The organism is Kitasatospora xanthocidica (genome assembly GCF_014656195.1).
GTDB lineage: Bacteria > Actinomycetota > Actinomycetes > Streptomycetales > Streptomycetaceae > Kitasatospora > Kitasatospora xanthocidica.
In genome coordinates, this window is sequence record NZ_BNBY01000002.1 from 535,715 (window position 1) to 560,425 (window position 24,711).

Here is a 24,711-nt window from a genome sequence, read left to right on the forward strand (position 1 = left end):
GGGCAGAACGGGTCAGACGTCGGCCCGGGCGGCGAAGGCGACGAACGCCTGCCAAGCGGTGGGGTCGAAGGTGAGGTGGGGACCGCTCTTGTCCTTGGAGTCCCGGACGAGGACGGCTTCGGTGGTCTCGGCGACCTCGACGCACTGGCCGCCTTCGTTGCTGCTGTAGCTGCTCTTGCGCCAGGCGATCTCGAGGCAGTTTCCGCCCTCATTACCACTGTGGCTGCTCTTGAACCAGACCAGTTCCATGGTGCCTGACGGTACGCCAACGGCCCGCCGCCGGGTAGACGGTGGGCCGTTGAGGGGAAGCCTGGATCAGACCTCGGCAGTGGCGGCGAACGACACGAACGCCTCCCACGCGGCCGGCTCGAACGCCAGCTGGGGACCGCTCTTGTCCTTGGAGTCACGCACGTGGACGACACCCGGGGTCTCGGCGACCTCGACACAGGCGCCACCCTCGTTGCCGCTATAGCTGCTCTTGAACCATGCCAGCTCGGTGCTCATCGTTCTCCCAGGAGCTTCTCGATAAAGGCCAGGGACTCTTCCGGCCCGAGGGCCTGCGCCCTGAGGATGTTGTAGCGCGCGTTCATGATCCGGACCTCATCCGGGTCAGAGATCAGCCTACTGCTCGTCTGCACCTCGATGTACGCGTGCTGGGGTCGCCCCTTCGGAGTGATCAAAATGAAGGGTCCGCCCATCCCTGCATGTTCGGTTCTATCCAACGGAAGCACTTGGATGACCATTCCCCGGGTTCGTCCGACCTCCAGGAGGCGACGCAGCTGATCTGCATGCACGTCCCAGCCACCTAGCGGGCGACGCAACACACTCTCGTCGATCACCCAGCTGAAGATCCCCCGAGGCCATCGGGTCAGTACCTCCTGACGTGCCATTCGAGCCGCGACACGCATCTCAATCACCTCCTCCGACAGGGGCGGCTGCCTCATCGCGTAGACCGCTCGCGCATGCTGTTCGGTCTGAAGCAGGCCAGGGATGTCGAGCGTGGCGAGGTCGTGCATCTCGATCGAATCGACCTCCAGGGCTGCATAGCCTCGAAACCAAGCTGGGTGCCGCACGCGCGCTTTGGCGCGTGCACTCACCACGTCGTCCTGCGCGACCGCCAACAGCCCGCCTGCGCTGAGGGCGTTGTCCGCCCCGACCAGCAACTCCGGCTGCGGAGTCCGCACTCCACGCTCCACCGCGCTGATCAGGTGCTCTCCGTAGCCGATGCGTTCGCCGAGCTCCCTGCGCGACAGCCCGGCCTGCTCCCGCAAGAGCTTGATCTGCTTGCCGAGCGTCCGGAAGAAGTCCGAGGCCTCCGTCAGGTCCTCCGGCCGCTCCATCCGGGCCTCGCCCGACTCGCTGTTCCGCGCCGTACCCACCGCGACCACCCCGCCTGTGATTGAGCCACGAGACAATAAGCTGTCCGCACCGGTACAAGCACTCTCCGTACTCACCGGATGCATGGTCAGGGTACGTCCGTGCCGTCACGCTTTTCTCCCATGACGACCGAAATCCCGCTCGACAACCCCCACTCCCACACCGTCCTCCTCGCCGCCACCCCCAAGGGCGCCGCCATCTGCCGACGCATCGCCAGACGTCAACTCACCGCCTGGGGGCTGAACTCGACGCACACCGAGCCGTTCTACTCGGCTCTCCTCATCGTCGCGGAGCTGGCCGCTAACGCGACTACGCACGGTCGCGTTGCGGGGCGCGGGTTCGAGCTGCACCTCTCCCTCACCACCAGTACGCGCCGGGGCACCACCCTGCGCATCGAGATCAGCGACCCCAGGGGCGACAGGCTCCCCATCCTCCCCACCGTCCACCTGCCCAACGCGCAGTCCGGACGCGGTCTCACCCTCATCGACGCCCTCTGCGACCGCTGGGGCACCATCCCCCGGCACCCCAACGCCAAGACCGTCTGGGCCGAACTCGACCTCACCACCCTCCCCGATGCCGCCTGAACCCCGCCATAGCGAGGGGTACGTCACCCTCTGCACGCTTCTCCCGTTCGCGCTCCTCCTCGCGCTCCTCGCCTGGATCTATCCCCTCACCGCCCACCACCACGAGCACCCACACCCCACCCCAGCCCCAACCGCCGGCCCATAAAAGCGGAGTGGGAAGTCGGCCCAGCCGACTTCCCACTCCTCCTCGTTCTTCGCCCTACGCGGGCTCGCGGCGCTCCCGCAGGGAGATCCGGTTGCCGTCCGGGTCGGTCAGGCTCCTGTCACGTCGACGAACACGGGGTTGGCGTAGAACCACGTGTCGGCCCACGGGTCACCGTTCCCGGGCTCGTGGGGGATCGGCCCGTGCGGGTCGACGGCGGCACCGAGGTAGCCGGTGCCCTGCCGCTTGCCGTCGCCGCCGCGCAGCCGGAGGTAGAAGGACTCGTCGCCGGCGGTGAGCGGGATCCGCAGGGTGTAGGTGCCGGTGCGGCCGGTGACGTCGGCGGTGTGGACGACCCGGGTGTCCGGCGCCCGCCAGGTGTCCCGGTCGGCGGCCGGGCCGCGCACGGCGCCCCGGATGACGTCCACGTGCGCCAACCGGGGCAGGATGCCCTGGGGGTTGGGGCGGGAGGCGGTCGTGACCGTCACCGACAGGGTGAGCCGCTCTCCCCGGCGGACACGCAGCCGTCCGCCGAGGGTGACCCCGCGGCCGTGGTCGCATTCCCGCTGGACACGCACGTCGAGCCCGTCGAGCAGGTGTCCGTGGTCCACCCAGACCCGGCCGGCGCGCAGGCCCTCCATCACGGCGCGGTAGCCGTAGCGGGTCACACCGACGTGGGTGCGGCTGAACTGGCCGGGCCAGAAGTCGCTTCCGGGCTGCGCGGTGCCGGTGTCCACCGGGTCGGGCACCTTGCCGGTGTTGTCGAAGTTCTGGCCGGGCTGCCAGTCGCCGTTCTTCCAAGTGTCGAAGACGGTCCGGTGGTTGTCGGAGTTGCTGGTGATCGAGAACAGCCGGCCCTCGGCCAGCATCGAGTCCCACAGGCCGCCCACGGTCGCGGTCGCCCAGTCGAAGCCGCCGTAGGTCAGGTAGGCGTCCGCCGGGTAGCCGGACCACGACTGCGCGGACGGCTTGTTCTCGTACTCGCCGCGGATCGAGTTCGCGCCGCGCCAGCCCGGGATGGCCGCGCCCTGGGCGCCCGGCGCGCCCTCCATGCCGATCACGATCCCGGTGGCGGCGTCCCGCCAGTTGCGCAGTTCGTGCGGGGAGTCGATGCCGAGGCGCAGCGGGTGGTTGGCGAGGACGAGGACGTCGTCCACGTAGCCGGTGCGGCGCTGCTCGGCCAGCCACTGGACGGCCTTGACGGCGTGGGCCTCGTTGCGGGCGGTGTCGGCCGCGCCGGCCGCACCCTCGGTGTAGCCCAGCAGCTTGCCGTCGTAGGCCAGCTCGAACCGGGTGAGCAGGTCGACCTCGTGCGGGCCGGGGGCCGCGAACACGGTGGCGTGCTCGGCGGCCGGGATGTACCACTCCAGCCCCTGGAAGATCAGCTGGCGCGGGTTCTCGGCGCGGGCCTTGAGGATCTCCTGGTGCTCCAGCGCGGCACCGTGGTGGGCGTGACCGAAGTTGGAGTGCTCGTTGAACACCAGCCAGTCCAGGCCGTACCGGGCGGCGGCCCGGACCTGCTGGGAGAACGTGTACTTCGCGTCGTGGCTGTAGACGGAGTGGACGTGGTGGTCGCCGACCAGGTAGGCGAGGCGCGGATCGGAACCGCCCAGGTCCCGTCCGGTGGCGGCGGCCGGCGTGGCCGCCCCGCCGAGGGCGAACGCGGCACCGAACAGGCCCGCCCGGCGCAGGAGCCCGCGTCGCGACATGCCCTGGGCGTCGAGATCGGTGGGGGAGACGGAGGGATCGGCCCAGTCGGGCAGCTGCTGGTCGGTCACGGTGATCCTCGGAACGGGGGTGAGTGGGGCGGTGGGGCAGTGGGGCAGTGGGTGACGTCGTGTGCCGCGCGTCGTCGACCACGGCTACGTGCGCCCCTTCGCGCGGGCGGCCTCTCCCCCCCCGGTCGGTGGCCGGCTGCCGACGGTCGAGCGCAGGGACCGTCCCCCACGGGCCCGGCCGGTCTTCCGTCGTTCACGCACTGCAGGATTGCGGGGCAAGAGGACTCCCGAATGAAGCCGATCTGAAGATCCGGGGTGGAATCGATGAGCTGCGGAGCCACCACCAGCATCGATACCCTCGCCGCCACGAACCCTTGACCGCACGACCCAGCCGCGAACCTCACGGCCGTGCCGTAAAAGCGGAGTGGGAAGTCGGCCCAGCCGACTTCCCACTCATCCTCGTCTTTCGCCCTACGCGGGCTGGCGGCGCTCCCGCAGGGAGATCCGGTTGCCGTCCGGGTCCGACGCCTCGATGGCGATGCCGAACGCGTACGCCTCCGGCTCGTCCTTGTCGAAGGTCACCCCACGGTCGCGGAACACCTTGAAGTCCGCCCGCAGGTCGTCCGACTCCAGGATGACCGGACCGGGCGCGGCCGCCGCCCCGATCTCGACCGGCTGGCCGACGGCCGGGCCGTGCGACCAGAGAATGATGTCCACCGGGCTGCCGGGGGCACCCACGGTGAGGAACCGCCCGTCGGGGCCGGGGTAGTCGATCCGCTTCTCCAGGCCGAGCTGCTCCGTGTAGAAGCGCAGCGCCCGGTCCTGGTCGGTGACGTACACGGTGACGTACATGAGGTTGGTGAGCATCGCGGGTTTCCTTCCGTCGTTCGGTCTACTGCACCGACGGATCCCGGGCGGGACATGTGACGGACAGCCGAGGAAAAGATCCTCGCGACCGACTGACGGTCACATGACGGATGCTGCGTGTGCGGCGGGTCGAGCAGAGTGGGGACAGGGCCCGTACGCCCCGCAGCTACTGACGCCCTGTCGGACACCCCGTCGATTGTTTGGGAGTGGGAAGTCGGCCCGGCCGACTTCCCACTCCCGGGCGCTCCGCCCCGCACCACTGCCGAGCCCCAGGGAGAAGACCATGCCAGCCACCGCCCGCCCGTCCGACCCCTCCGAGACGAGCCGCCACGCCATCAAGGACCTGATCATCCGCTACGCCGCACTCGTCGACGCCGGCGACTTCGCCGGGCTCGGCCACCTCCTCGCCGACGCCACCTTCACCGGCAGCGGAAAGCCGCTGCACGGGCGCGAGGAGATCGAGCGGATGTTCCGCGACACCGTGATCCTGTACCCGGACGGCACCCCGCGCACCCAGCACGTCGTCACCAACACCGCCGTCGAGACCGACGAGCAGGCCGGCACCGCCACGGCCCTCTCGTACGTCGCCGTCCTCCAGTCCCTCCCCGGGCTCGACCTCCAGTTCATCGCCGTCGGCCGCTACGACGACCGCTTCGAACGGCACGACGGGCAGTGGCGCTTCACCGAACGACAGGTCCGCATCACCCTGATCGGCGACGTCAGCGGGCACCTGCGCACCCCATGAGCCGCACTCATGGCCACCCGGTCCCCATGAGCGACGCACACCGACCGACCCCCGGTGCCCCGCGAGGAGACCCCTCGAAAACCACCGCGCCGCCCGTCGCCGATGCGCCTAGGGTGACCCGATGGCCATCCACACCGATCAGACCTCACCGCAGGATCCCGTGGACCGTCCCGCCCGTCCCGCCCGTCCGGCCCTCCCCGCCCGTCCGGTCCCGACCGATGTCGCGGGCCTGGCCCGGGAGTTCACCGACCCGCTGTGGCGGATACCCGTCCGCCTGAACCCCGTCGAAGTCGCACTCCTCCGGACCGAACCACTGCGGCGCCTGCACTTCGTCGCCCACGCGGGGGCCTCGACCCTCACCACCCTGCAGTCGTACTCCAGGCTCGAACACAGCCTCGGGGTCCTCGCGCTGGTCGCCCACTTCCGCCCGGAGGACGAACTCCTGCGGGTCGCGGCCCTGGTGCACGACATCGGCCACCTGCCCCTGAGCCACACCGCCGAAGGCCTCGGCGGCCTCGACCACCACGCGATCGGCGCACGACTGCTGCGGGCCGAGCCGATCCGTCCGGTGCTGGCCGGGCACGGCATCGACGCCGAGGCCGTCGCCGCCGTCCTCGACGGACAGGTCCCCTCGCCCCTCACCGGCCGCTCCGGCCCCGGCTCCGGCCCCGGCTCCGGCCCCGGCTCCGGCCCCGGCTCCGGGCTGCTGAACCTCGACCACCTCGACTCCTACGTGCGCAGCGGCCGTGCCGCCGGCCGTCTCGACCTCGATCCGGGCCTCCTGTCGGCCCGCCTCGACCTCCACGACTCGGCGGTGTCGACCGACCGGGAGACCGCGGCCGCACTCGTCGCCCTGGTCCGCGCCGAAGCGCTGCTCCACACCTCCTGGGACAACGTCGGCCCGGTCTCGGTGGTCAGGCGCCTGACCGGCCGGCTGCTCGGCACCGCGCCGCTCACCCCGGCCCGGCTCGCCCGGCTGACCGATCCCGAACTCTGGTCCGCCTTCGACTCCTGCGCCGCCACCCGGGCGGAGAGCCGCCGGATCCGCTACGAACCGCACCGGCTGGCGGTCACCGTCGGCCCCGCTCCGGCGGACGGCCCCGGCTGGGGCTTCTCCCTGCGCAAGATCTACAGCTCCGCACCTCTGGTCGAGGGCAAGCGCATCGAGCAGACCGCACCCGAACTGGCCACCGAACTGGCCGCCCTGCAGCAACTGCCCACCGACTTCCACCTCCGCTGGACCTGAGCCCCCCGCCCGCCCCCTCAGGCCGCGGGCCCCGCCGCCGCCAGCCGGGAGATCTCGGCGGCTACGGCCGCCGGGTCGGCCGCGACGGTGACGCGGGCGACCCCGTCCAGACCGGGATGGCCGCCCACCCGCACCGAGTGCCGGGCGTTGCGCAGCAGGTCGAGGTCGTTGATGTCGTTGCCGAAGGCGTCGTACCCGTCGATGCCCAGCGAGGCCAGGGCCTCCCACTTCGTGGTGGCACCCGGGGCGAAGTCGATGATCGCCTCGTCCTGGTGGTGGTTGACCGTCATCCCGAGCGCGCGCCCGGCCTCGGCGAGGGCCGCCATGTCGGTCGCCGAGACGACGAGGAACTTCACCACGGCGGGGAGGTCCGCGAGGTCCACCCGGCGGGCGAGCCCGCCCTGGTCGACCCTCCCGCGGATGGGGTGGTCGGCCGGCCCGGTGTACGCGTAGTCCCACGGGCCGTCGGCGAGGTACCCCGCCCGGTACCGCTCCACCTCCGCCAGCAGCCGCGCGAACACGTCCCGCTCGAACACCGCCCGCGCCCGGACCCGCCCGTCGACGGACACCAGGCTGCCGTTCCCCCCGATCAGCACGGCCCCCGGAAAGCCCCCGCCGAGCACGGGCAGCAGGTCCCGCACGGGCCGAGCCGACGCGAACACCAGCCTGCGACCGGCCCGCTCGCACTCCTCGAGGGCGGCGACGATCCGGTCGTCGATCGACCGTCCGTCGAAGCAGAGCGTGCCGTCGATGTCGAAGACCGTGGCGGGGGCGCTGGAAGTGATCATCATGTGATGGTATCCAGCCTGCGTCGTACACGACACATGAGACCTCCTCATGAGGGCCCGCCACGACCGCCAAGGACACTGCCGGGGCGCACGGTTGAACTCCATCGGTCGTGATGCCCGGCCTTGCCCGACTTCTCCGATTTTCCCCCGGCGCCCCGCCCCCGCCCCCTTGTGGACGATCACGTATTTCCCCAGGGCCGCGTTCATGCAATTCCCCACCCCGTCCGCACAGCACCCAGCGGGCTCTGGCGCTCCTGCAGGTGCAGTCGTTACCGCCTGGTACGGATCAGGTCGTGGAGGCGGGGCCGGGTGGCAGGTGGACCGTCATGATCAGGTGGCAGGTATCGGTGCCCGCGCCGCGGTAGGTGTGCGGGGCGTTGCCGTCGAAGGTGGCGGTCTGGCCGGCTTCGACGGGGTGCTCGGCGTCGTCGACGACCAGGATCATCCGACCGGAGGTGACGCTGACGGTCTCCACGACTCCGGGCTGGTGGGGGTGGCTGGGGTACTCCTCGCCCGGTTCGAGCCGCCAGCGCCAGACCTCCACCGGGGTCGGGCCGGAGGTGGTCAGCATGAGCCGCGCCTCGCTGCCCCGTTCCCCTGTCCACAGTGGCGCCACGGTGTCGGCGGTCACAACGCGGACGCGGCCTTCGGGCCGCCCCTGCATCAGGTCGGACACCGAGATGCCGAGGGTGTCGGCGAGGCGGACCAGGGTGGCGAGGTTTGGGTTGCCCTGCGCCTTCTCCAGTCCCACCAGGGCGCCCTTGCTGACCTGGGCGCGCCGACTGAGCTCCTCCAGGGACAGTCCCGCGCGGAGGCGGGCCGCCTTGACGTTGTGCGCGACCGTCCGCAGGGCGGCGGCTGTCTCGGTCACTTGATCACCATCCTCACAGCAGGCCATTCGAATGCACCGCACGGTCGGTTCGTTGGCATTTTTCGGTCGATCCGTTGTACCGTCGAGTCGTTCCACTGAAATGGTAAGGGATGTGCCTTGATCGCTCTGGTGCTGGCTCTCGGCAGTTCACTCGCCTACGGGTGCGCCGACTTCCTCGGCGGCCTCGGCGCCCGCAAGGCCCATGTGCTGCGGACCGTGCTGATCGCGGCCCCGGCCTCTCTGGCGGTCGAACTGCTGCTGTGGCCCTTCCTCGGCGCCTCGTTCAGCGCGGGAGCCATCGGCTGGGGCGCCGCCTCCGGTGTCGCTTCGGCCGCCGCGTTCGCCCTGCTCTACCGCACCCTGGCGATCGGCCCGATGAACGTGCTGTCGCCCGTTACCGCGCTGGTCTCCGCCGCCCTGCCCGTCGCGGTGGGCCTGCTGCAGGGCGAGCACCTGGGCATCGCCGGCTGGGCGGGGCTGCCGCTCGCGCTGCTGGCGGTGGTGCTGGTCAGCGCCGGAGGCGGAACCGGCTCTGCGCGCGCCTCCCGTACCGCCCTGCTGCTGGCCCTCGGCGCGGGAACCGCCATCGCCCTCCAACTGATCTTCCTGCACCAGGCGCCCTCCAACAGCGGGGTCGCCCCGCTGATCGTGGGCCGGGCCGTCTCTTCGGCCGTCACCCTGGCCGCAGCGGGGCTGATGCGCCACCGGCTGGGCCCGGAGCGGCCCGCGTACGCGATGTCGGCAGCCGCCGGGGCGCTGGACTCCGCGGCGAACCTGCTGTTCCTGCTCGCCGCCCGCAGCGGTGACCTCGCCGTCGTCGCCGTGATCACCGCGCTCTACCCGGCCGGCACGGTCCTGCTCGCCCGCGGCGTCCTCGCCGAGCGCGTCCACCGCGGCCAGCTCCTCGGCCTGGGCACCGCCGCCCTCGCCGTCAGCCTCCTCGCCCTGACCTGAGCGAGCCGACCGCCACCCCCAGGACCTCGACGCGCCAGCCGCACGCCAGCAGCTCCGCCGACTGGACCGCATCGGCGCCTGGAAGCCCTGACCCGCACCCGCCCAGACTCACCGAACGGAGCCCGGCCATGCCCGCCTTCCGCCTCGACCCCGCCGTCGCAGAAGACTTCCCCGACACCCTCATCGCTGTGGTCACCGCCTTCGGTGTTCGCGGCCACGAACCCTGGCCTCTCACCACCGGAGCCCTGGAGGAGTTGGAGCGGCAACTCGCCGACGGCACCTGGCGGCCCGCCGACGAGGCGGACCCCCGCATCGAGGCCTGGCACACCGCCTACCGCTCCTTCGGTACCAACCCCCGCCGTATCCGCCCCAGCGTCGACGCGCTCGGCCGACGCCTCGCCAAGAAGGGCGCCCTGCCGCGGATCAACCCGGCCGTCGACTCCTACAACGCCGTCTCCGCACGCCACGGCCTGCCCGCCGGCGCCTTCGACCTCGACCACGTCACCGGCGACGTCATCATCCGCCGCGCGGACGGCACCGAGACCTTCACCCCGCTCGGCGAACCCGACACCGTCGAACACCCCAACCCCGGCGAGATCATCTACGTGGACACCACCGGAGTCCTGACCCGCCACTGGAACCACCGCGACGCCCACCGCACCCGCGTCACCCAAGACTCCCGACACGTCGCCTTCGTCCTCGAAACTCTCTACGCCACCCGCGACGGCCATCACCTCAAGTCCGCCGCCGACGAACTGCAGAGCCTGCTCACCCCGCACGCCGACCAGAGCACCGTGCACTACCTCAGCCCGGCACACCCCACGGTCACCACCTGACAACTCCACACGAGCTGATTCAGGAGCAACCTCTCCCCAGCCCGGCGGTCACCGTCCCCCTGGGGAACCGTGACCGCCGGGGTGGGGAATGCGTGATCGTCGACATCCCTACGATGCGCGGCATGAAGTGGTTGAAAGCCGCGGCCTTCGGTGCACTCGGCGGGCTCTCTCTCGAAGTCCCCGGCATCGTCGCCGCATTCAGGTGGCACGGCGTTCCGCCCTGGAAGGTCACACCGGCCCCCGACCGACCGTCGATCCGCCGGCCGGACCTGCGGCCGGGCGAGCTGCCCGCACCGGGCCCCCTCCCGTACACCATGGCGGTCGGATTCAGCACTCTCCTCAGCGCCACGCTGGCCGGCGTCCTGGCGGCAAGCTACGGGCCTGCGGCTGTACCCATCGCGTCCTACACAGTCGGCCTTGCGGCCTTCGGCATCGTCCGGAAGCTCGCCGATTCCGCCCCGCCGATCGTGGCGACCGCGGTCATCCGGTCGCTCAAAGCCGGGCTGGCCACCCGGTAGCAGGCCGAGGAACCTCCCGTACCCGCCCCCGCACCGGCCACCCGGCCGACCGCCCAACCCCTCGACCGCCCTCAGGACCTCTCACGGGCCGTAGTCGTCGACCAGGTAGGTCCCGTCGGGCTGGCGCCGCAGGGTGACGGTTCCGCCGAACTGACCCCTGGCCACTTGGGACCAGCCGTCGTCGGTGTAGTAGGTGACCTCCGAATCCACCCGGAGCCGCACCGTGTCCTCGGTCCGTTCACCGGGCGGGACCCGTCCGCCCGGCGGCAGGTACGCCTCGGCGGAGGTGACGACCAACCAGCCCTTGCGTTCGGTCACCTCCGGCGGCCAGACCGGGTTGTCGACCCGGTCCGCGCCGCCCTCGCCCCTCACCGCCATCGCCTTGGTCATGTACGGCTTCATCCGGGGCACGACGGAGGCCAGTCCGGTGTCGCCGCGCCGCACGTCGATGCTGTTGCCCGCGATCACCCAGGCGAGCGCGACGGACTCCGGGTCCTTCGGGAGGACCACCAGCGGGGGCACCGGCGTGGCCGGACGGGCCACGGGCAGGGGCGGCGGCGGGGCCTGCTCCTTCGGCGCTGCGGCCACCGAGGTGCCCGGGATCTGCTCGTTCCCGTCGGAGCACGGGTTGCAGCGCACCGGGGTGCCGACCTGCCGGCCGTACACAGTGGCCCAGCCCTCGGCCTGGCCCCGCAGGCTGGTGGTCAGGCCGGGGCGGACCCCGGTGACCCGGAACGGCCGGTCGCCGTCCTGGAGCGTCCAGGTCCGGCGCTCGCCGTCCACCGTGCCGTCCACGGTGAGCACGAACTCATAGCTCTTCCGGGCGGCGAGCACGGACAGGTTGACCACCTCGGGCTTGCGGTCCTCCAGGTACAGGTACTTGCCGGTGAAGAACGGCGCGTACGAGACCGCACCCATCGAGTCGGCGATCAGCGCGACCCTGTCGTCCGAGTCCAGGTCGATGCCCAGGGCCACCGCACTGCCCACCCCCTGCGGCGGGCAGTACGCGGCCGTGCCGGTCGGCGGGTCCTGCGGGGTACCGACGACGGTGGCACGCACCCCGTGGATCGCCACCGTGCGGTCGCCGCCACCGGTCGCCTCGACCACCAGGTGGGCGGTGCCGACGTCCACGCCACCCTGCCCGTGCATCCACGACCAGGTCGCCTCGCAGCCGACCACCGAGGCCGGGATCCCGGTCGCCCCGAGCGGCCGGTCCAGCACCATGTTGCCCTCGATGGCGCCGTCCCCCAAGGTGTAGTGGGCGGTGAGCGTCGGCTCCGGGGCGGCTCCCCGGTCCAGCACCAGGTAGGTGCCGACCGCCGCGACGAGGGCCATCACCGTCGCCAGGACGAGCAGCGGACCGCGCCCCGACACGAAGAGCACCCACACGTTCCCGCCCTGGACCACCGGGCCGTGCACCGTCGCATCACGCACGGAGTTGTGCGTCTCACCCTGCTCGCCCATCTCCCCCACCCCGTCAGGCCGTCGCGGGGACCAAGGATGCAGGCCGCGGACGACGGAGGGAAGAGCTCCGCGCCGCTACGCCGGTTGGTCGGCGGGCAGTTGGTCGGTGGGCGGCGGTGCGAGGCGCGCCCGGGTGCCGATGCGGTCAGTGCGGCGCAGGACGAAGACCACCGGCAGCGCGATCAGGCCCGGGCCGGCGAGCAGGCCCACCCATGGCAGTGCCCGAGGCTCGGATCCGGGCAGCTCCGCCGGACCGGAGACGACTGTGCCCACTTCGCCCCGTGCCCAGCCCCATCGGACGTCGCGCGCCGGCGCCCGCAGCAGGGCCACCGTCGCCACGACGGCCGAGAGCACCGCCGGCACGACCACCCACCAACCGATTCCGGTGGCTGCGTGCAGCACCAGCAGTCCGACCCAGACCAGGACGGCCGCGCCGCCGTACATCCTCCGCCCGTACCGCATCCCGCTCCCACCCCCTTCGGCCGAGACTCCGAGCCCACCCATGACGAGGCCCCTTGACCGGAAGTCCGGTCAAGGGGCCTTGTCGTGACGCTCTGTCAGCTCTTGGTGGACTTCGGGGCGGGCAGGGTCGCCGAGCCGCCGATCAGTGGCCACTCCTTGTGGAACGGCGGGAGCGGCAGCTTGCCCTCGATGATCGGGGTGCCGAAGACCTTGAGGTGGGCGGTGAGCGCCCCGTTCAGGTCGACGCCGCCGACCAGGGACCAACTGCCCTGGACCTGCGGCGGGTTGCCGGAGGAGTCGGCGACCAGGGAGCCTTCGGCCTGGGCCTTCAGGTAGGGCGCGACGGTGGTCTCCACGCCGACGGTGTCGTACAGGCCGACGCTGATCTCGGCGCCGAGCGCGGCCCGCACACCGGCCTTGCCGTTGAGGCGGACGTGGACCGGGGTGACCTTGGTGTCGGCGCTGGTGACCGGGGTCCAGCCCTTGCCGCCGGTGTAGTCGGCGCGCACGGCCCAGGTGCCGACGGCGTCCTGCTCTGCCTCCAGGTGGACCTGGCCGTCGGCGCTGACCTCCAGGTAGCAGGTCAGGCCGAGGTTGACGACCACGGGCAGGCCGGCGACGGTCAGCACCGGGCTGGCCTGCAGCTTGGCGAAGGGCACCCGGATGGGCGCCGCGCCGGTGTTGCGGGCGACGTCGCCGGTGACCTTCCACTGGGCGTGGGCGCCCAGGTCGAAGCCGATCGACGCGGTGCGCGGGCTGCCGGCGGCCGCGCCGTGGTAGGCGAAGTGGACGGCCGGGTGGAGCTGCAGCGAACCGGAGGCGTCCAGGCTGGCGCCTTCGGGCAGCGGCACGGGGGCCTTGAGGTCGACCTCCAGGGTGCCGGAGGCGTCGGCCTTCACGCCGTTGAGGTCGGCGCCGACGCTCGCCTTGAGGTCCTTGACCAGCGGGGTGACCTTGATGCCGTGCGGGTCGACGGGCACGCTGCCGTCGGCCTCGGTGCCGCCGAGGAGTTCGGCGAGGGTGGCGGGCCGGGTCGCCAGGTTGAGGGTGTTGCCGGCGCCGGGGTGGACGGCGGTGACGGCGACCAGCGCGCCCTGCGGCGCGGCGGCGGTGGGCGGGCTGGCGATCAGCTGGCCGGGCTGGACGGCCGCGACGGCCGCCGCCGAGGCGGCTGCCGAGGGCGCGGACGCGGCCGGGGCGGCAGCCGGGGGCGGTGTCGGGGGCGTGGCCGCCGAGGGCTTGCCGGCCGACGGCGCCGCGCTCGGGGAGGCCGGGCCCGCCGGGGCCGGGCCGCCGGCGGCGGACAGGACCGCCGTGCCGCCGGCCGGGTCGTAGGCGGTCAGCTGCAGGCTCCTGGTCGCCGCGGTGACGGCGGCGCCGTCCTTCCCGGGGCTGCCGATCGCGGCCTGCGTGTCCCCGGCGGGTGCGGCGGTGACGGGGACCGCGGCCGCGCCCGCGGCCGGGCGGCCGGCGGCGGGCGAGGCGGCCTTGGCGCGCGGGGTCCCCGCGGCCGGTGCGGGCGCGGCCGGGGTACCCGCGGCGGCGGTCGCGGTCGGGTCGGCGACGGTGGCTGCGGCCGGGGCCGCGCCGGTCTGGGTGGTGCCGGGGCTGGTCGGCCCGCACGCGGCGGCCCCGGCGAGGATGAGGGTGAGGACGGCGGGGCCCGCGGCCCTGCCTATCGAACTCTTGAACACGCGGCGTCATGTTACTGACGAGGAATAAGTTTGTCGAAGAGAGGCCGAACGGAGGCCGAATCGACACTGAACAGAGGTTTACGGGCAGGTCATCCCAGCCGGGCCACCGGCATCGGCGCGCCCTCCAGGGCCGGACCGCTCGCCTCGCCCCCGTCGCCACCGCCACCGGCCAGCTCCGCCAGGTACCGGACCCGCGCCACCGGCTCGGCCCCGAGGCTGCGCACGTGCGGGCCGTCCCACTGCGCGTCGAGCAGCCGCCCGCCCGCCGCGCCGAACCGCGCGCCGAGGTCGGCGACGGCGACCCGGGCGGCGTCCGGGCGGCGGCGGAACATCGAGTCCAGGCTCAGCACCGGACCGACCGCGACCCCGAACACCCCGCCGATCAGCTCCTCCCCCTCCCACACCTCCCCGCTGTGCGCCGCCCCGAGCGCGTGCAGCCGGGTCAGGACCAGCGCCAACTCCTCGGTGAGCCATGCCGGTTGCCGCCCCTCGGCGCATGCCTCCAGGACCCGCCCGAAGGCCCGGTCCGCGCTCGTCCACCAGGCCGACCGGTTGCGCAGCCGCCGGGCCAGCCGGTGCCCGAGCCGCACGCCGTCGGCCGCGATCACCGGCCGGGGGTCGGGCGACCACCAGGCCAGCGCGTACGGGTCTCCCCCGCCCGGCAGCAGCGCCACCTCGCCCGCGTCGACGGCGTCCCCGTACAGGGCCTCGTTGTACGCGCTCGCGTACTCGTCCGCCGCCGGCAGCGGGAACAGCCCGCGCCGGTACGCCGCCAGCAGTTCCGCCGGCCCGAGCACTCCGCCGAACGCCACCGGGCCGTCGCCCGGCGCGTGCCGCAGGTCGAGCGTGTCGAAGAGGCCGAGCGCGTCGAAGGCCGCGGCTGCCTCGCCGGGCCCGCCCACCCCGTCGGCCCCGCTCACCCCGCCGGCTCTGTCCACCCCGTCAGGCCTACCCACCCCGTCGGCCCCGCTCACCCCGCCGCCTCCAGGTATCCCTCCGCCTCCAGGCCCGCCAGGTAGTGGTCGATCAACCCGGCGTCCACCGGCGGCAGTTCGATCCCGCTGCCGGTCAGCGCCGCGTCCGTGTTGGCCCGGTCGAACAGCGGGAACGTCGGCTGGAAGTACATCTCGCTGATCGACAGCTCCGACCCGGGCGCGCGGTCCACGAACAAGGGGACGAACGGCGCGATCGGGTGCGTCGGCCGCCCCGCCGCGAACCGGATCAGGCCCTGCACCCACTCCCCGTACGGCAGCAGGTCGATCCGGTGGCCGCGCGCCCGCAGTCGGTCGGCCAGGTCCACCAGGAGACCCGGCTGCGGCGAGGTGAGGTGGTAGACCTCGCCGTCGGCGGGGGCGTGGGCGGCGATGTGGGCGATGGCCCGGGTGAAGCGGTCGGCCGGGACGAAGTCCAGCAGCAGTCGGACGTCCGGGCACGTACCGCTGTCCGCCAGGTACTTGATCAGCGCGCACAGCTCGGTGCCGGTGTTCATCACGCCGCTCGCCAGGTCCCCGGTGACGTCGTTGGTGCGCAGCACCGTGACCGGCAGTCCGGCCGCGGCCGCGTTGTGCAGCAGCTGCTCGGCCACCCACTTGCTCTCGACGTAGCCGACGCCGATCCGCTCGGGGTGGGCGAGCGGGGTCCGTTCGGTGACCTTGTCGACGCCCGCCGCCCCGAAGCCGGCCAGGACCGCGAGGGTGGACAGGTAGTGCACCGGGATGCCGCGGCTGTGCCCGGCGAGGCGGACGATCTCCCGGGTGCCGCCGACGTTGGCGTCGCGCAACTGGTGGTAGGGGTAGAGGAAGTTGACCTGGCCGCCGAGGTGGAAGACCGCGTCCAGGGTGCTCGCCATCCGGTCGAACTGACGCTCCGTCAGGCCGATCCGGGCGCGGGTGAGGTCGCCGACCAGCGGCACCACCCGGCGGTCCGCGAGGTCGTGCCGCAGGAAGCGCTGCTGGGTGGCCCGCAGCCGCTCCAGCGCGTGCTCCTCGTCGGGCGCGCGCACCAGGCAGTGGATCCGGGCCCGGGTGGTGGCGAGCAGCGCGTGCAGCAGGTGCGCGCCGCAGAAGCCGGTGGCACCGGTGAGCAGGATCTCGGCGGGTTCCGCGCGGGACGGCGCGGGGCTCCAGGACTGGCCGACCGGGTCGGTCAGCCGGGCCTCCTCGAACCAGTCGACGGCCGCCTCCCCGCCGCCGACCCGCCCGGCGGCGGTCGCGGGCGTGGCGGCGGTCGCGGGCGTAGCGCCGGGGGCGGTTCCGGCCCCGGCGCCGGTACGGGTCCCGGTGTCCGTACGGGCCTCCTGCAGGGCCTGCGCGAAGGCCCGCAGCGCGGGGTCGCGCAGCAGCGCGCGGGTGAGCGCCCGCACCCGGCCGACGTCGACGCCGAACAGGATCCGGGCCCGTGCCAGCATCTCCATCGCCAGCAGCGAGGTGCCGCCGAGCGCGAAGAAGTCACCGTCCGGGCCGACGCTCTCGACGCCGAGCAGCTCCGCCCAGAGGTGCCCGACCGCCTCCTCGATCGCGGGCGCGGACGTCGTCGCCGTCCCGGGCGCGGCCGCCGCCGTGGTCGCCGTCGCGTTCCCGGGCCCGGCCGCCGTCCCCGCCTTCGGGGCCGTGCGCACCGGGGCGTGCGGCAGCCGGCGCCGGTCGATCTTCCCGGCCGCCGTGAGCGGCATCTCCTCCACCGGCACGAACTCGGCCGGCACCAGGTACTCCGGCAGCCGCTCGGCCAGGAACGCCCGGATCCCCTCGGCGCGGTCGGCCACCCCGGCCGCCAGCGTGTAGTACGCGGTGAGCGTCCGGCTGCCGTCCGCCGCCGACCCGTCGGCCGCGACCCGCGCCTGCCGTACGTCCGGGTGCGCGGCCAGCACCGCCTCGATCTCCGCCGGGTCCACCCGGTGCCCGCGCACCTTCACCTGGTCGTCGAAGCGGCCGAGGATCTCCAGCTGCCCGTCCGGCCGCCACCGCCCGGCGTCGCCGGTGCGGTACATCCGCTCGCCCGGCAGCGGCGCGTACGGGTCGGGCAGGAAGCACTCCGCGGTGAGCCCGGCCTGCCGCCAGTAGCCCCGGGCGAGGCCGGGCCCGCCCAGGTGGATCTGCCCCTTCTCGCCGGGCCGGACCGGGCGCAGCCCCGCGTCCAGCACGTGCACCCGCACGCCCGGCAGCGGCCGGCCGATCGGCACCAGGGCCGCCGACCCGCCGTCGCGGAGGAGCTCCGCCGTGACCTCGCAGAGCGTGGAGGTGACGGCCGCCTCGGTGACCCCGTAGGCGTTGAGCAGCCGGGCGCCGGGCAGCCGCTCCAGGCACTCCCGGCAGTCGTCGGCGTGCACGACGTCCCCGCCGACCACGACCAGCCGCAGCCCGGCCGCGCCGCGCCCGCCGGGCGGGAGCAGGTCGAGCACGTGGTGCCAGTAGGCGGGGGTGAAGTCGGCGACGGCCAGGCCCAGCCCGGGCAGCCGGCCGACCAGCTCGGTGGGCGCCCAGGTGCCGCCCCCGCCGCCCTTCCCCCCGCCCAGGACCACCGTCGCGCCCGCGAGCAGCGCGCCCAGCACCTGCTCCAGGGCGGTGTCGGAGCCCAGCGCGGCCAGCTGCAGCACCCGCTCGCCGGGCGCCAGCCGGTAGGCGCGGACGATCCGGTCCAGGGTGAACACCAGGGCGCGGTGGGTGACCGGGACGCCCTTGGGACGGCCGGTCGTGCCGGAGGTGTAGATCAGGTACGCGAGGTCGTCGGGGCCGGCCTCGGCGAGCGGGTTCGAGGCGTCGTAGGGGCGGGCGTCCTCGTGCGGGCGGGCGTCCTCGTGCGGGCGGGCGTCCTCGTGCGGGCGGGCGTCCTGGGTGTGATCGCCCCCGGGCCCGGCGTCGGTCACCCCCAGGACGGAGGCCCCCGGAAACCCGTCACCGTCGGTGACCACCACCCGTGCCCCGCAGTCCTCGACCAGCCGGGCCAGCCGCCGCCGCGGGTGCGCCGGGTCCAGCGGCAGGAAGGCCCCGCCCGCCTTGAGCACCCCGAGCCAGGCGGTGACCAGCTCGATCCCGCGCTCCAGGCAGACCGGCACCACCCGTTCCGGCCCGATCCCGCGCGCCCGCAGCTCGGCGGCCAGCCGGTCGCTGCGCCGGTCGAGTTCGCGGTAACTCAGCGTGGCGCCCTCGGCGACGAGGGCGACGGCCTCGGGGTCGTGCGCCGCCCGCGTGCGGAACAGTCCGTGCACCGTGTCGGCGAAGCCCGGCACCGGCTCGGCGAACCCCGCCGGCGCCCGCCGGACGCCCTCCGTCCGGGGGAACCCCAGGGCGGCCGGCCGCCACTCCCGCTCCACCCAGGCCCGGCACTCGGCCCGCCCGGCCGGCCCGTACACCCGGTGCCAGCCGCCCGGGACGGTCAAGTCCCCCGGCCAGAGCGCGTACTGACCGTTGTCGTTGCTGACCACGGCGTGACGGCCGGACCTCGCATCCGCACGTACGCCCTGTGCGCTGTCTAGTGCGTCGTCCACCGGCTTGACCTCGTGCTGTGGCGGCAGAATGCTTGGGAGTGCGACATTTCCGACTATACGCACTCAGGACACATTGAGAACGTCCGGTCCCCCGACCGACCGGACGCCGCACACGTGCGCGAAGAAGCGCCCGTCCCACGCGCGGAACCGCGCCCCACCAGGGCGCGAGGACGCGCGACCGCCCCGTCGCCCGAGGCCGCCGCAAGACGCTCCCGGGCCCCGCCCTCGCCCGAACTCCCCCGCCCGACCGGCGGGGTGATGTCGCGGAGGAGGTAACTCGTTGACACGCCGGCGCCAACGCCTGATGGTCTGTTACCTGCTCTGGATGGTGCTGTTCACCGGCATCTACTACGCCAACCCCAGCCAGCGGATCATCTGGTGGACGGGCATCGGACTCGGCGGCGTCGCCGCCATCGCGCTCGGTGTCCGCCTCAACCGCCCCGCCCACGCGGGCTTCTGGTATGTGCTGGCGCTCGCCAACCTGAGCTTCACCACGGGCGAGGTGGTGCAGGCCGTCCAACTGGACATCCTGCACCTGCCCAACCCGTTCCCCTCCGTCGCGGACGGCTTCTACCTCGCCGAGTACGTGCTGTACGCGATCGGCGTGCTCGGCTTCATCCGCTGGCGCACGGCCCGTCAGGACCGCGCCGTCCTGCTCGACGCGCTCATCCCCACCATCGGCCTGGCCCTGCTCGCCTGGATCTACCTGATCCTCCCGTACACCCGCAGCCCCGACCTCACCTGGTTCCAGCGGGCCGTCTCGATCGCCTACCCGCTCGGCGACGTGGTCGTCCTCGCCCTGCTGCTGCGCCTGCTGACCCCGCGCGGCGGCAAGTCCCGCTCCCTGCAGCTGCTCGCCGTCGGCACCCTCGGCCTGCTGGTCTCCGACGTGCTGTACGCGCTGATCCAGCTGCACGGCACCTGGCGCATCGGCACGCCCGTCGAACTCGGCTGGGCCGCGTTCTACGCCGCCTGGGGCGCCGCCGCGCTGCACCCGTCGATGGTCGAACTGACCAAGCCCGTCCCCACCCAGGAACCGGACCTCAGCACCGCCCGGCTGGTCCTGCTCACCCTCGCCTCGCTGATCGCCCCCGCGATCCTGATCATCGAGTCGGCGACCGGGAACACCGGCAACGCGGGCGTCATCGGCGCCTTCTCCGCGCTCCTCTACCTGCTCGTGCTCGCCCGGCTGGCCGTGGTCGTCTCCGCCCGCAGACAGGCCATCGCCCGGGAGCGGGCGCTGCGCGAGGCGGGCGCCCGGCTCACCGCCGCCGTCACCGTGGAGGAGGTCGCCGACGCCGTCCAGTCCGCCGCCTCCACCCTGATGCCCGCCGAACCCGGACACGTCGCCCTGCTCGCCGTCGCCGAGGCCGGCGTGCTGCACGTCCGGCACGCCGAGCACGGCGCGGCCAAGCACCGGCTGGGCACCGCCTCCGACTCCGACCAGGTGCTCGCCCTGGCCGGCTACCGGGAGAGCCGGCTGCTGCCCGTCCAGTCCGTCGACCTGCCCTCCGGCGAGCTGGCCGGGCACCTCGACGGCATGCCGTACGCCCTGATCTGCCCGCTCACCCTCGCCGAACGCCCCTCCGGCGACCCGCTGATCGGCGCGCTCATCGTCACCGGCACCGAGCAGGAGCTGGCCAGCCTCTGGAGCTCGCTGGAGATCCTCGGCGGGCAGGCCGCCCTCGCCGTCGAACGGGTGGTGCTGAGCCAGGAGGTCACCCGCCGCAACAGCGAGCTGTACTTCCGCACGCTCGTCCAGAACACCAGCGACGTCATCCTGATCCTCGACGCCGACGACCGCGTGCGCTACGCCTCCCCCTCCGCCGAGTCCGTGCTCGGCCGCCCCGGGCTGGAGGGCACCCCGCTCATCGACCTCGTCCCGCCCGAGGACAGCCGGGAGGTCGGCCGGGTACTGGCCCGGATGCGCGGCAAAGCCTCCCCGGCCACCGGCGAGCAGCCCCGCGAACAGCCCAGGGAGCAGCCGCGCGAGCACTGGCGGCTGCTGCGCCCGGACCGCACCCCGATCGAGGCCGAGGTCCGCTTCAACGACCTGCGCGCCGACCCGACCGTCGGCGCCCTGGTGCTCACCCTGCGCGACGTCACGGCGCAGCGGCAGATGGAGCGCGAATTGACCCACCGGGCCTTCCACGACTCCCTCACCGGCCTCGCCAACCGGGTGCTGTTCCAGGACCGGGTCGGGCACGCGCTGTCCCGCGGCGAACGCAGCGGCTCCGTCACCGGGGTGCTCTTCATCGACCTGGACGACTTCAAGGTGGTCAACGACACCCAGGGGCACGCGGTCGGCGACGAACTGCTGGTCGCCGTCTCGCTGCGGATCTCCACCGCGCTGCGCTCCTCCGACACCGCCGCCCGGCTCGGCGGCGACGAGTTCGCCGTGCTGGTGGAGGACGCGACGCGGACCGCGGACGTGGACAGCATCGCGGACGGCGTGCTGGAGGTCTTCACCGAGCCGTTCAAGCTCAAGGCGGGCGCGGTCCGGGTGAGCGCCAGCATCGGCGTGGCGACCACCGACGACAGCGTCGACGCCGCCGAACTGCTCACCCACGCCGACCTCGCCCTGTACTCCGCCAAGGCGGCCGGCCGCCGCCAGTGGTGCCACTACCGGCCGGCCCTGCAGGCCGGGCTGGTGGAACGGCACGAGCTGAACGAGCACCTCGACTCGGCGATCGCGGAATCGGCGTTCCAGCTGTACTACCAGCCGATCGTCGACCTGCGAAACGGCGACCTGGTCGCCTTCGAGGCCCTGGTCCGCTGGCCGCACCACCGGCGCGGCATGGTCCTGCCCGACGAGTTCATCGCCCTCGCCGAGGAGAGCGGCCAGATCGTCCCGCTCGGCGCCTGGGTCCTGGAACGCGCCGCCCAGGAGGCCGCCGCCTGGCACGCGGCCAGCTCCGCCGCCCGCGCCGGCACCGGACGGCCCCCGCTCCGGGTCAACGTCAACGTCTCCGCCCGGCAGTTCCGCGACGCCGGCTTCGTCGACGTCGTCCGCCACGCCATCGCCCTCTCCGGCATCGACCCGCGCACCCTCGTCCTGGAACTCACCGAGTCCGTCCTGATGCGCCGCGACGACCGGATCCACGCCGACATGGCCACCCTCTCCGACCTCGGCGTCGGCATCGCCATCGACGACTTCGGGACCGGCTACTCCTCGCTCTCCTACCTCCGCGAGTTCCCGATCTCCCTGCTCAAGATCGACAAGTCCTTCATCGACGGCCTCGGCCACTCGACCCAGCAGTACGCCCTGGTCGAGGGCATCACCCGGATCGCCGACACCCTCGGCGTCCAGGTCATCGCCGAGGGCATCGAACACCCCGAGCAGCGTGACCTCCTCGCCGCCATGGGCTGCCCCCTCGGCCAGGGCTACCTCTTCGCCCACCCGATGGACGCCCCGCACGCCCGCACGCTGGTCCGCAACACCACGTACGAACCGGCCTGAGGCGGCACGCGGACGGGCTGGAGGCGGCGCGCCGACCGGGCTGGGACCGGACGGCGGTACCCCGGGTCACCAGTCCGCGCGCAGCGCCCGGGACAGCACGGTGAGCAGCGCCAGCGTCGGCATCGCGTGGCCGGCCTCGATGGTGCGCAGATGGGTCTCGGGGAGGCCGGACCGGGCGGCGAGCTCGGCCAGGGTGAGGCCGAGGGCGGCGCGGCGGTCGCGGACCGCGCGGGCCAGGGCGTCGGCCGGGTCGCCGTCGGGGTGGGCGGGGAAGTCCTCGATCAGGGGGCGGGCGTGGTCCACCGGGGTCTCCTCATCGTGCCGTGAGGGCGCACAGTTTGACACACCGTCACCGCGCCGGAGGCCAAGGGGAGGTCAAGGTTCCTTGACCTCCCCTTGGCGCCGGTGGGCCTTCCGGCATCCCTGCGGGAGTCGACCGTTCGCGCGGATCAGGGGTTCGCGCGGATCAGGTCGAGCAGGCCCGGGAAGCGCTTGTCCAGGTCCTCGCGGCGCAGGGTGGCCGCGCGGCTGTTGCCGCGGTCGACCTGGCGGACCAGCCCGGCCTCGCGCAGGACGCGGAAGTGGTGGGTGATCGTGGACTTGGAGACCGGGAGGTTGAAGGAGGCGCAGGTGCGCGCCGCCCCCTCGGCCTCCTGGAGCAGGGCGGAGACCACCCCGTAGCGCAGCGGATCGGCGAGCGCGTTCAGGACCGTGCGCAGGTCCATCTCCTCGGCCGAGGGGTGGCCTTCCGGGTCGGGCATCGGATCCTCCATCCACAGGCATCCTCAGGTATGGGTTGCATCGTACCTCGACCGCATGGCACGGTAAGGTTCGAAAAATTCCTTACCTGGCCGTTCCGCGGTCGGGCCGAGCCTGGAGTTGTGTCCCATGAGTACGCAGACCACGTCGTCTGCCACGCCACCAGTGGTGACGGAAGGGCAGCAGCCCGGCCGGACGCTGACCCTGGCCGCGGTCCTCCTCGCGGTGTTCGTCGTGCCCATGTCCATCTCCGGCACGGCGGTCGCCCTCCCCGACATCGGCACCAGCACCCACGCCGACCTCGCCCCGCTGCAGTGGGTCGTGAACGCCTTCAACGTGGCGTTCGCCTGCTTCACGCTGGTCTGGGGATCGATCGCCGACGTCATCGGCCGGGTCAAGGCCTTCGCCGCCGGTGTCGCCGTCTACGCCGTCGCCTCGCTCGCCAGCGCCGTCGCCACCGACGTCATCTGGCTGGACGCCGCCCGCGCCCTCACCGGCATCGGCGGCGCCGCGATCTTCTCCTGCGGCGCGGCCATCGTCTCCACCGTCTTCGAGGGCCCGGCCCGCGCCAAGGCCTTCGCGCTGTTCGGCACCATCGCCGGCATCGGCGTCGCCATCGGCCCCTCCCTCGCCGGCGCGCTCGTCCAGGGCCTCGGCTGGCGCTGGGTGTTCGCCGTGCACGCCGTCGCCCTCGCCGCCGTCCTGCTCGCGGTGCCCGCGATCTCCCGCGCCATGCCCTCCGACAGCGGCAGCGGCGGGCGCATCGACGTCCCCGGCAGCGCGCTGTTCGTGGTCGCCATGGTGCTGCTCACCACCGCCATCGTGCAGGGCTCCCAGTGGGGTTGGGGCAGCCTCGGGGTGATCGGCCTGTTCGTCGGCTCGATCGTCGTCCTGGCCGTCTTCGCCGCCGTCGAGAACCGCAGCGCCCACCCCATGCTGGACCTCAGCGTGCTGCGCAACCGCCGCTTCGTCGGCCTCTGCCTGGTGCCCGTCGCCGCCTCCTTCGGCTTCGTCACCATGCTCACCTACCTGCCCAGCTACCTGCACGCCGTCACCGGCCGCGACACCGGCGCCGCCGGCCTGCTGATGCTGCTGCTCACCGCCCCGGTGCTGGTCTTCCCGATGCTCGCCGCCAAGCTGGTCACCCGCGGCGTTCCGGCGCTCACCCTGATCTACATCAGCCTGGTCTGCCTGGTCGCCGGCGACCTCGCCCTCACCCTGCTCTCCCCCTCCGTCACCGTCCTGCTGCTGGCCGCCCCGATGCTGATCACCGGCGCCGGCATGGGCCTGTCGGCCGGCCTGGTCGACGGCCAGGCGCTGGAACTGGTCGACCCGGCCAAGGCCGGCATGGCGGCGGGCTTCCTCAACACGCTGCGCCTGGGCAGCGAGGCCGTCGCCGTCGCGGTGTACGGCTCCGCGCTGGCCACCGTGCTCCGCACCCGCATCGGCGACGGCATCGGCTCCCACGAGGGTGCCTCGCAGGCCGACAAGGTCGCCGACCAGGCCGCCGGCGGCGACCTCTCCGGCGCGGCCGACCTCTCCGGCGCCGTCGACCACAAGGGCTTCGTGGACTTCCTGGCCGACTCCTACGACTCCGCCTTCCACTCCGTCCTGTGGGGCCTCGCGGCCGTCGGCGTCGTGCTGTTCGTGGTGATCGCGGCCCTGCTGCGCGGCGGCGGACAGAAGGCCCAGGCCTGACCGCCTCCCCTTGACCACGGCCGCGAGGCCGTTCCGAGACGCGGG

22 protein-coding genes are annotated in these 24,711 nt (G+C 73.2%); 8 read left to right on the forward strand and 14 right to left on the reverse strand.

What is annotated here, in order from left to right; translation table 11 throughout:
* Positions 1–12: 12 nt before the first annotated feature.
* The 3 genes from IE332_RS05695 to IE332_RS05705 form a co-directional block, all read right to left on the reverse strand.
* Complete coding sequence (locus IE332_RS05695) at positions 13–249, reverse strand: DUF397 domain-containing protein (RefSeq protein WP_189913962.1); 237 nt, start codon at positions 247–249, stop codon at positions 13–15.
* 66 nt (positions 250–315) lie between these two features.
* On the reverse strand, positions 316–504 hold the full coding sequence (locus tag IE332_RS05700; RefSeq protein ID WP_189913963.1) for a DUF397 domain-containing protein: 189 nt from the start codon (positions 502–504) through the stop codon (positions 316–318).
* Complete coding sequence (locus IE332_RS05705) at positions 501–1,340, reverse strand: helix-turn-helix domain-containing protein (protein ID WP_189914122.1); 840 nt, start codon at positions 1,338–1,340, stop codon at positions 501–503. The genes IE332_RS05700 and IE332_RS05705 overlap by 4 nt, the downstream gene beginning before the upstream one ends.
* A gap of 159 nt (positions 1,341–1,499) precedes the next feature.
* Here IE332_RS05705 and IE332_RS05710 point away from each other — a divergent pair, with 159 nt between their 5' ends.
* A complete protein-coding gene (locus IE332_RS05710) occupies positions 1,500–1,961 on the forward strand; it encodes an ATP-binding protein (RefSeq protein WP_189913964.1) in 462 nt (153 codons plus the stop codon).
* 252 nt (positions 1,962–2,213) lie between these two features.
* Here the strand turns inward: IE332_RS05710 and IE332_RS05715 are convergent, their stop codons facing one another.
* Both IE332_RS05715 and IE332_RS05720 read right to left on the reverse strand, forming a co-directional pair.
* Positions 2,214–3,881 carry a PHP domain-containing protein gene (locus IE332_RS05715; protein WP_189913965.1) on the reverse strand — a complete coding sequence of 556 codons (1,668 nt, stop codon included), beginning with the start codon at positions 3,879–3,881 and terminating at the stop codon, positions 2,214–2,216.
* Positions 3,882–4,292: 411 nt separating this feature from the next.
* Positions 4,293–4,688: a VOC family protein gene (locus tag IE332_RS05720; protein ID WP_189913966.1), complete on the reverse strand. Its 396-nt coding sequence runs from the start codon at positions 4,686–4,688 to the stop codon at positions 4,293–4,295.
* Positions 4,689–4,971: 283 nt separating this feature from the next.
* Here IE332_RS05720 and IE332_RS05725 point away from each other — a divergent pair, with 283 nt between their 5' ends.
* Both IE332_RS05725 and IE332_RS05730 read left to right on the forward strand, forming a co-directional pair.
* Positions 4,972–5,433 (forward strand): nuclear transport factor 2 family protein, encoded by a 462-nt coding sequence (locus tag IE332_RS05725; RefSeq protein WP_189913967.1) that lies wholly within the window; start codon positions 4,972–4,974, stop codon positions 5,431–5,433.
* A gap of 121 nt (positions 5,434–5,554) precedes the next feature.
* The gene (locus tag IE332_RS05730; protein WP_189913968.1) at positions 5,555–6,679 is read left to right on the forward strand and encodes an HD domain-containing protein; all 1,125 of its coding nucleotides are present in this window, start codon (positions 5,555–5,557) and stop codon (positions 6,677–6,679) included.
* A gap of 17 nt (positions 6,680–6,696) precedes the next feature.
* On the opposite strand, the gene IE332_RS05735 is transcribed toward IE332_RS05730, so the two are convergent.
* A complete protein-coding gene (locus tag IE332_RS05735) occupies positions 6,697–7,467 on the reverse strand; it encodes an HAD hydrolase family protein (protein ID WP_189913969.1) in 771 nt (256 codons plus the stop codon).
* 286 nt (positions 7,468–7,753) lie between these two features.
* Positions 7,754–8,338, reverse strand: coding sequence for a helix-turn-helix domain-containing protein (locus IE332_RS05740; RefSeq protein ID WP_189913970.1), 585 nt, complete (start codon positions 8,336–8,338; stop codon positions 7,754–7,756).
* Between the two features lie 117 nt (positions 8,339–8,455).
* Here IE332_RS05740 and IE332_RS05745 point away from each other — a divergent pair, with 117 nt between their 5' ends.
* From IE332_RS05745 to IE332_RS05755, 3 genes are all read left to right on the forward strand, one after another.
* On the forward strand, positions 8,456–9,292 hold the full coding sequence (locus tag IE332_RS05745) for an EamA family transporter (protein WP_189913971.1): 837 nt from the start codon (positions 8,456–8,458) through the stop codon (positions 9,290–9,292).
* Positions 9,293–9,420: 128 nt separating this feature from the next.
* Positions 9,421–10,128 carry a B3/B4 domain-containing protein gene (locus IE332_RS05750; protein WP_189913972.1) on the forward strand — a complete coding sequence of 236 codons (708 nt, stop codon included), beginning with the start codon at positions 9,421–9,423 and terminating at the stop codon, positions 10,126–10,128.
* 92 nt (positions 10,129–10,220) lie between these two features.
* Positions 10,221–10,646 (forward strand): hypothetical protein, encoded by a 426-nt coding sequence (locus IE332_RS05755; protein ID WP_189913973.1) that lies wholly within the window; start codon positions 10,221–10,223, stop codon positions 10,644–10,646.
* Between the two features lie 81 nt (positions 10,647–10,727).
* Here the strand turns inward: IE332_RS05755 and IE332_RS05760 are convergent, their stop codons facing one another.
* From IE332_RS05760 to IE332_RS05780, 5 genes are all read right to left on the reverse strand, one after another.
* Complete coding sequence (locus IE332_RS05760) at positions 10,728–12,110, reverse strand: hypothetical protein (protein WP_189913974.1); 1,383 nt, start codon at positions 12,108–12,110, stop codon at positions 10,728–10,730.
* 75 nt (positions 12,111–12,185) lie between these two features.
* A complete protein-coding gene (locus tag IE332_RS05765) occupies positions 12,186–12,614 on the reverse strand; it encodes a hypothetical protein (protein WP_189913975.1) in 429 nt (142 codons plus the stop codon).
* Between the two features lie 53 nt (positions 12,615–12,667).
* A complete protein-coding gene (locus IE332_RS05770) occupies positions 12,668–14,266 on the reverse strand; it encodes a hypothetical protein (RefSeq protein WP_189913976.1) in 1,599 nt (532 codons plus the stop codon).
* Positions 14,267–14,355: 89 nt separating this feature from the next.
* Positions 14,356–15,204, reverse strand: a complete 849-nt coding sequence (locus IE332_RS05775; RefSeq protein WP_229928319.1) for a leucyl/phenylalanyl-tRNA--protein transferase — start codon at positions 15,202–15,204, stop codon at positions 14,356–14,358.
* A 32-nt stretch (positions 15,205–15,236) separates the two neighbouring features.
* The gene (locus IE332_RS05780; RefSeq protein ID WP_308437530.1) at positions 15,237–18,812 is read right to left on the reverse strand and encodes an amino acid adenylation domain-containing protein; all 3,576 of its coding nucleotides are present in this window, start codon (positions 18,810–18,812) and stop codon (positions 15,237–15,239) included.
* Positions 18,813–19,029: 217 nt separating this feature from the next.
* Here IE332_RS05780 and IE332_RS41785 point away from each other — a divergent pair, with 217 nt between their 5' ends.
* Entirely contained in the window at positions 19,030–22,209 is a 3,180-nt protein-coding gene (locus IE332_RS41785) for a putative bifunctional diguanylate cyclase/phosphodiesterase (RefSeq protein ID WP_189913978.1), read from the forward strand.
* Between the two features lie 66 nt (positions 22,210–22,275).
* Here IE332_RS41785 and IE332_RS05790 read toward each other — a convergent pair whose 3' ends face one another.
* Both IE332_RS05790 and IE332_RS05795 read right to left on the reverse strand, forming a co-directional pair.
* A complete protein-coding gene (locus IE332_RS05790; protein ID WP_189913979.1) occupies positions 22,276–22,512 on the reverse strand; it encodes a helix-turn-helix domain-containing protein in 237 nt (78 codons plus the stop codon).
* A 146-nt stretch (positions 22,513–22,658) separates the two neighbouring features.
* On the reverse strand, positions 22,659–22,970 hold the full coding sequence (locus IE332_RS05795) for an ArsR/SmtB family transcription factor (RefSeq protein ID WP_189914124.1): 312 nt from the start codon (positions 22,968–22,970) through the stop codon (positions 22,659–22,661).
* Positions 22,971–23,097: 127 nt separating this feature from the next.
* Here IE332_RS05795 and IE332_RS05800 point away from each other — a divergent pair, with 127 nt between their 5' ends.
* A complete protein-coding gene (locus tag IE332_RS05800; RefSeq protein WP_189913980.1) occupies positions 23,098–24,666 on the forward strand; it encodes an MFS transporter in 1,569 nt (522 codons plus the stop codon).
* Positions 24,667–24,711: the final 45 nt, after the last annotated feature.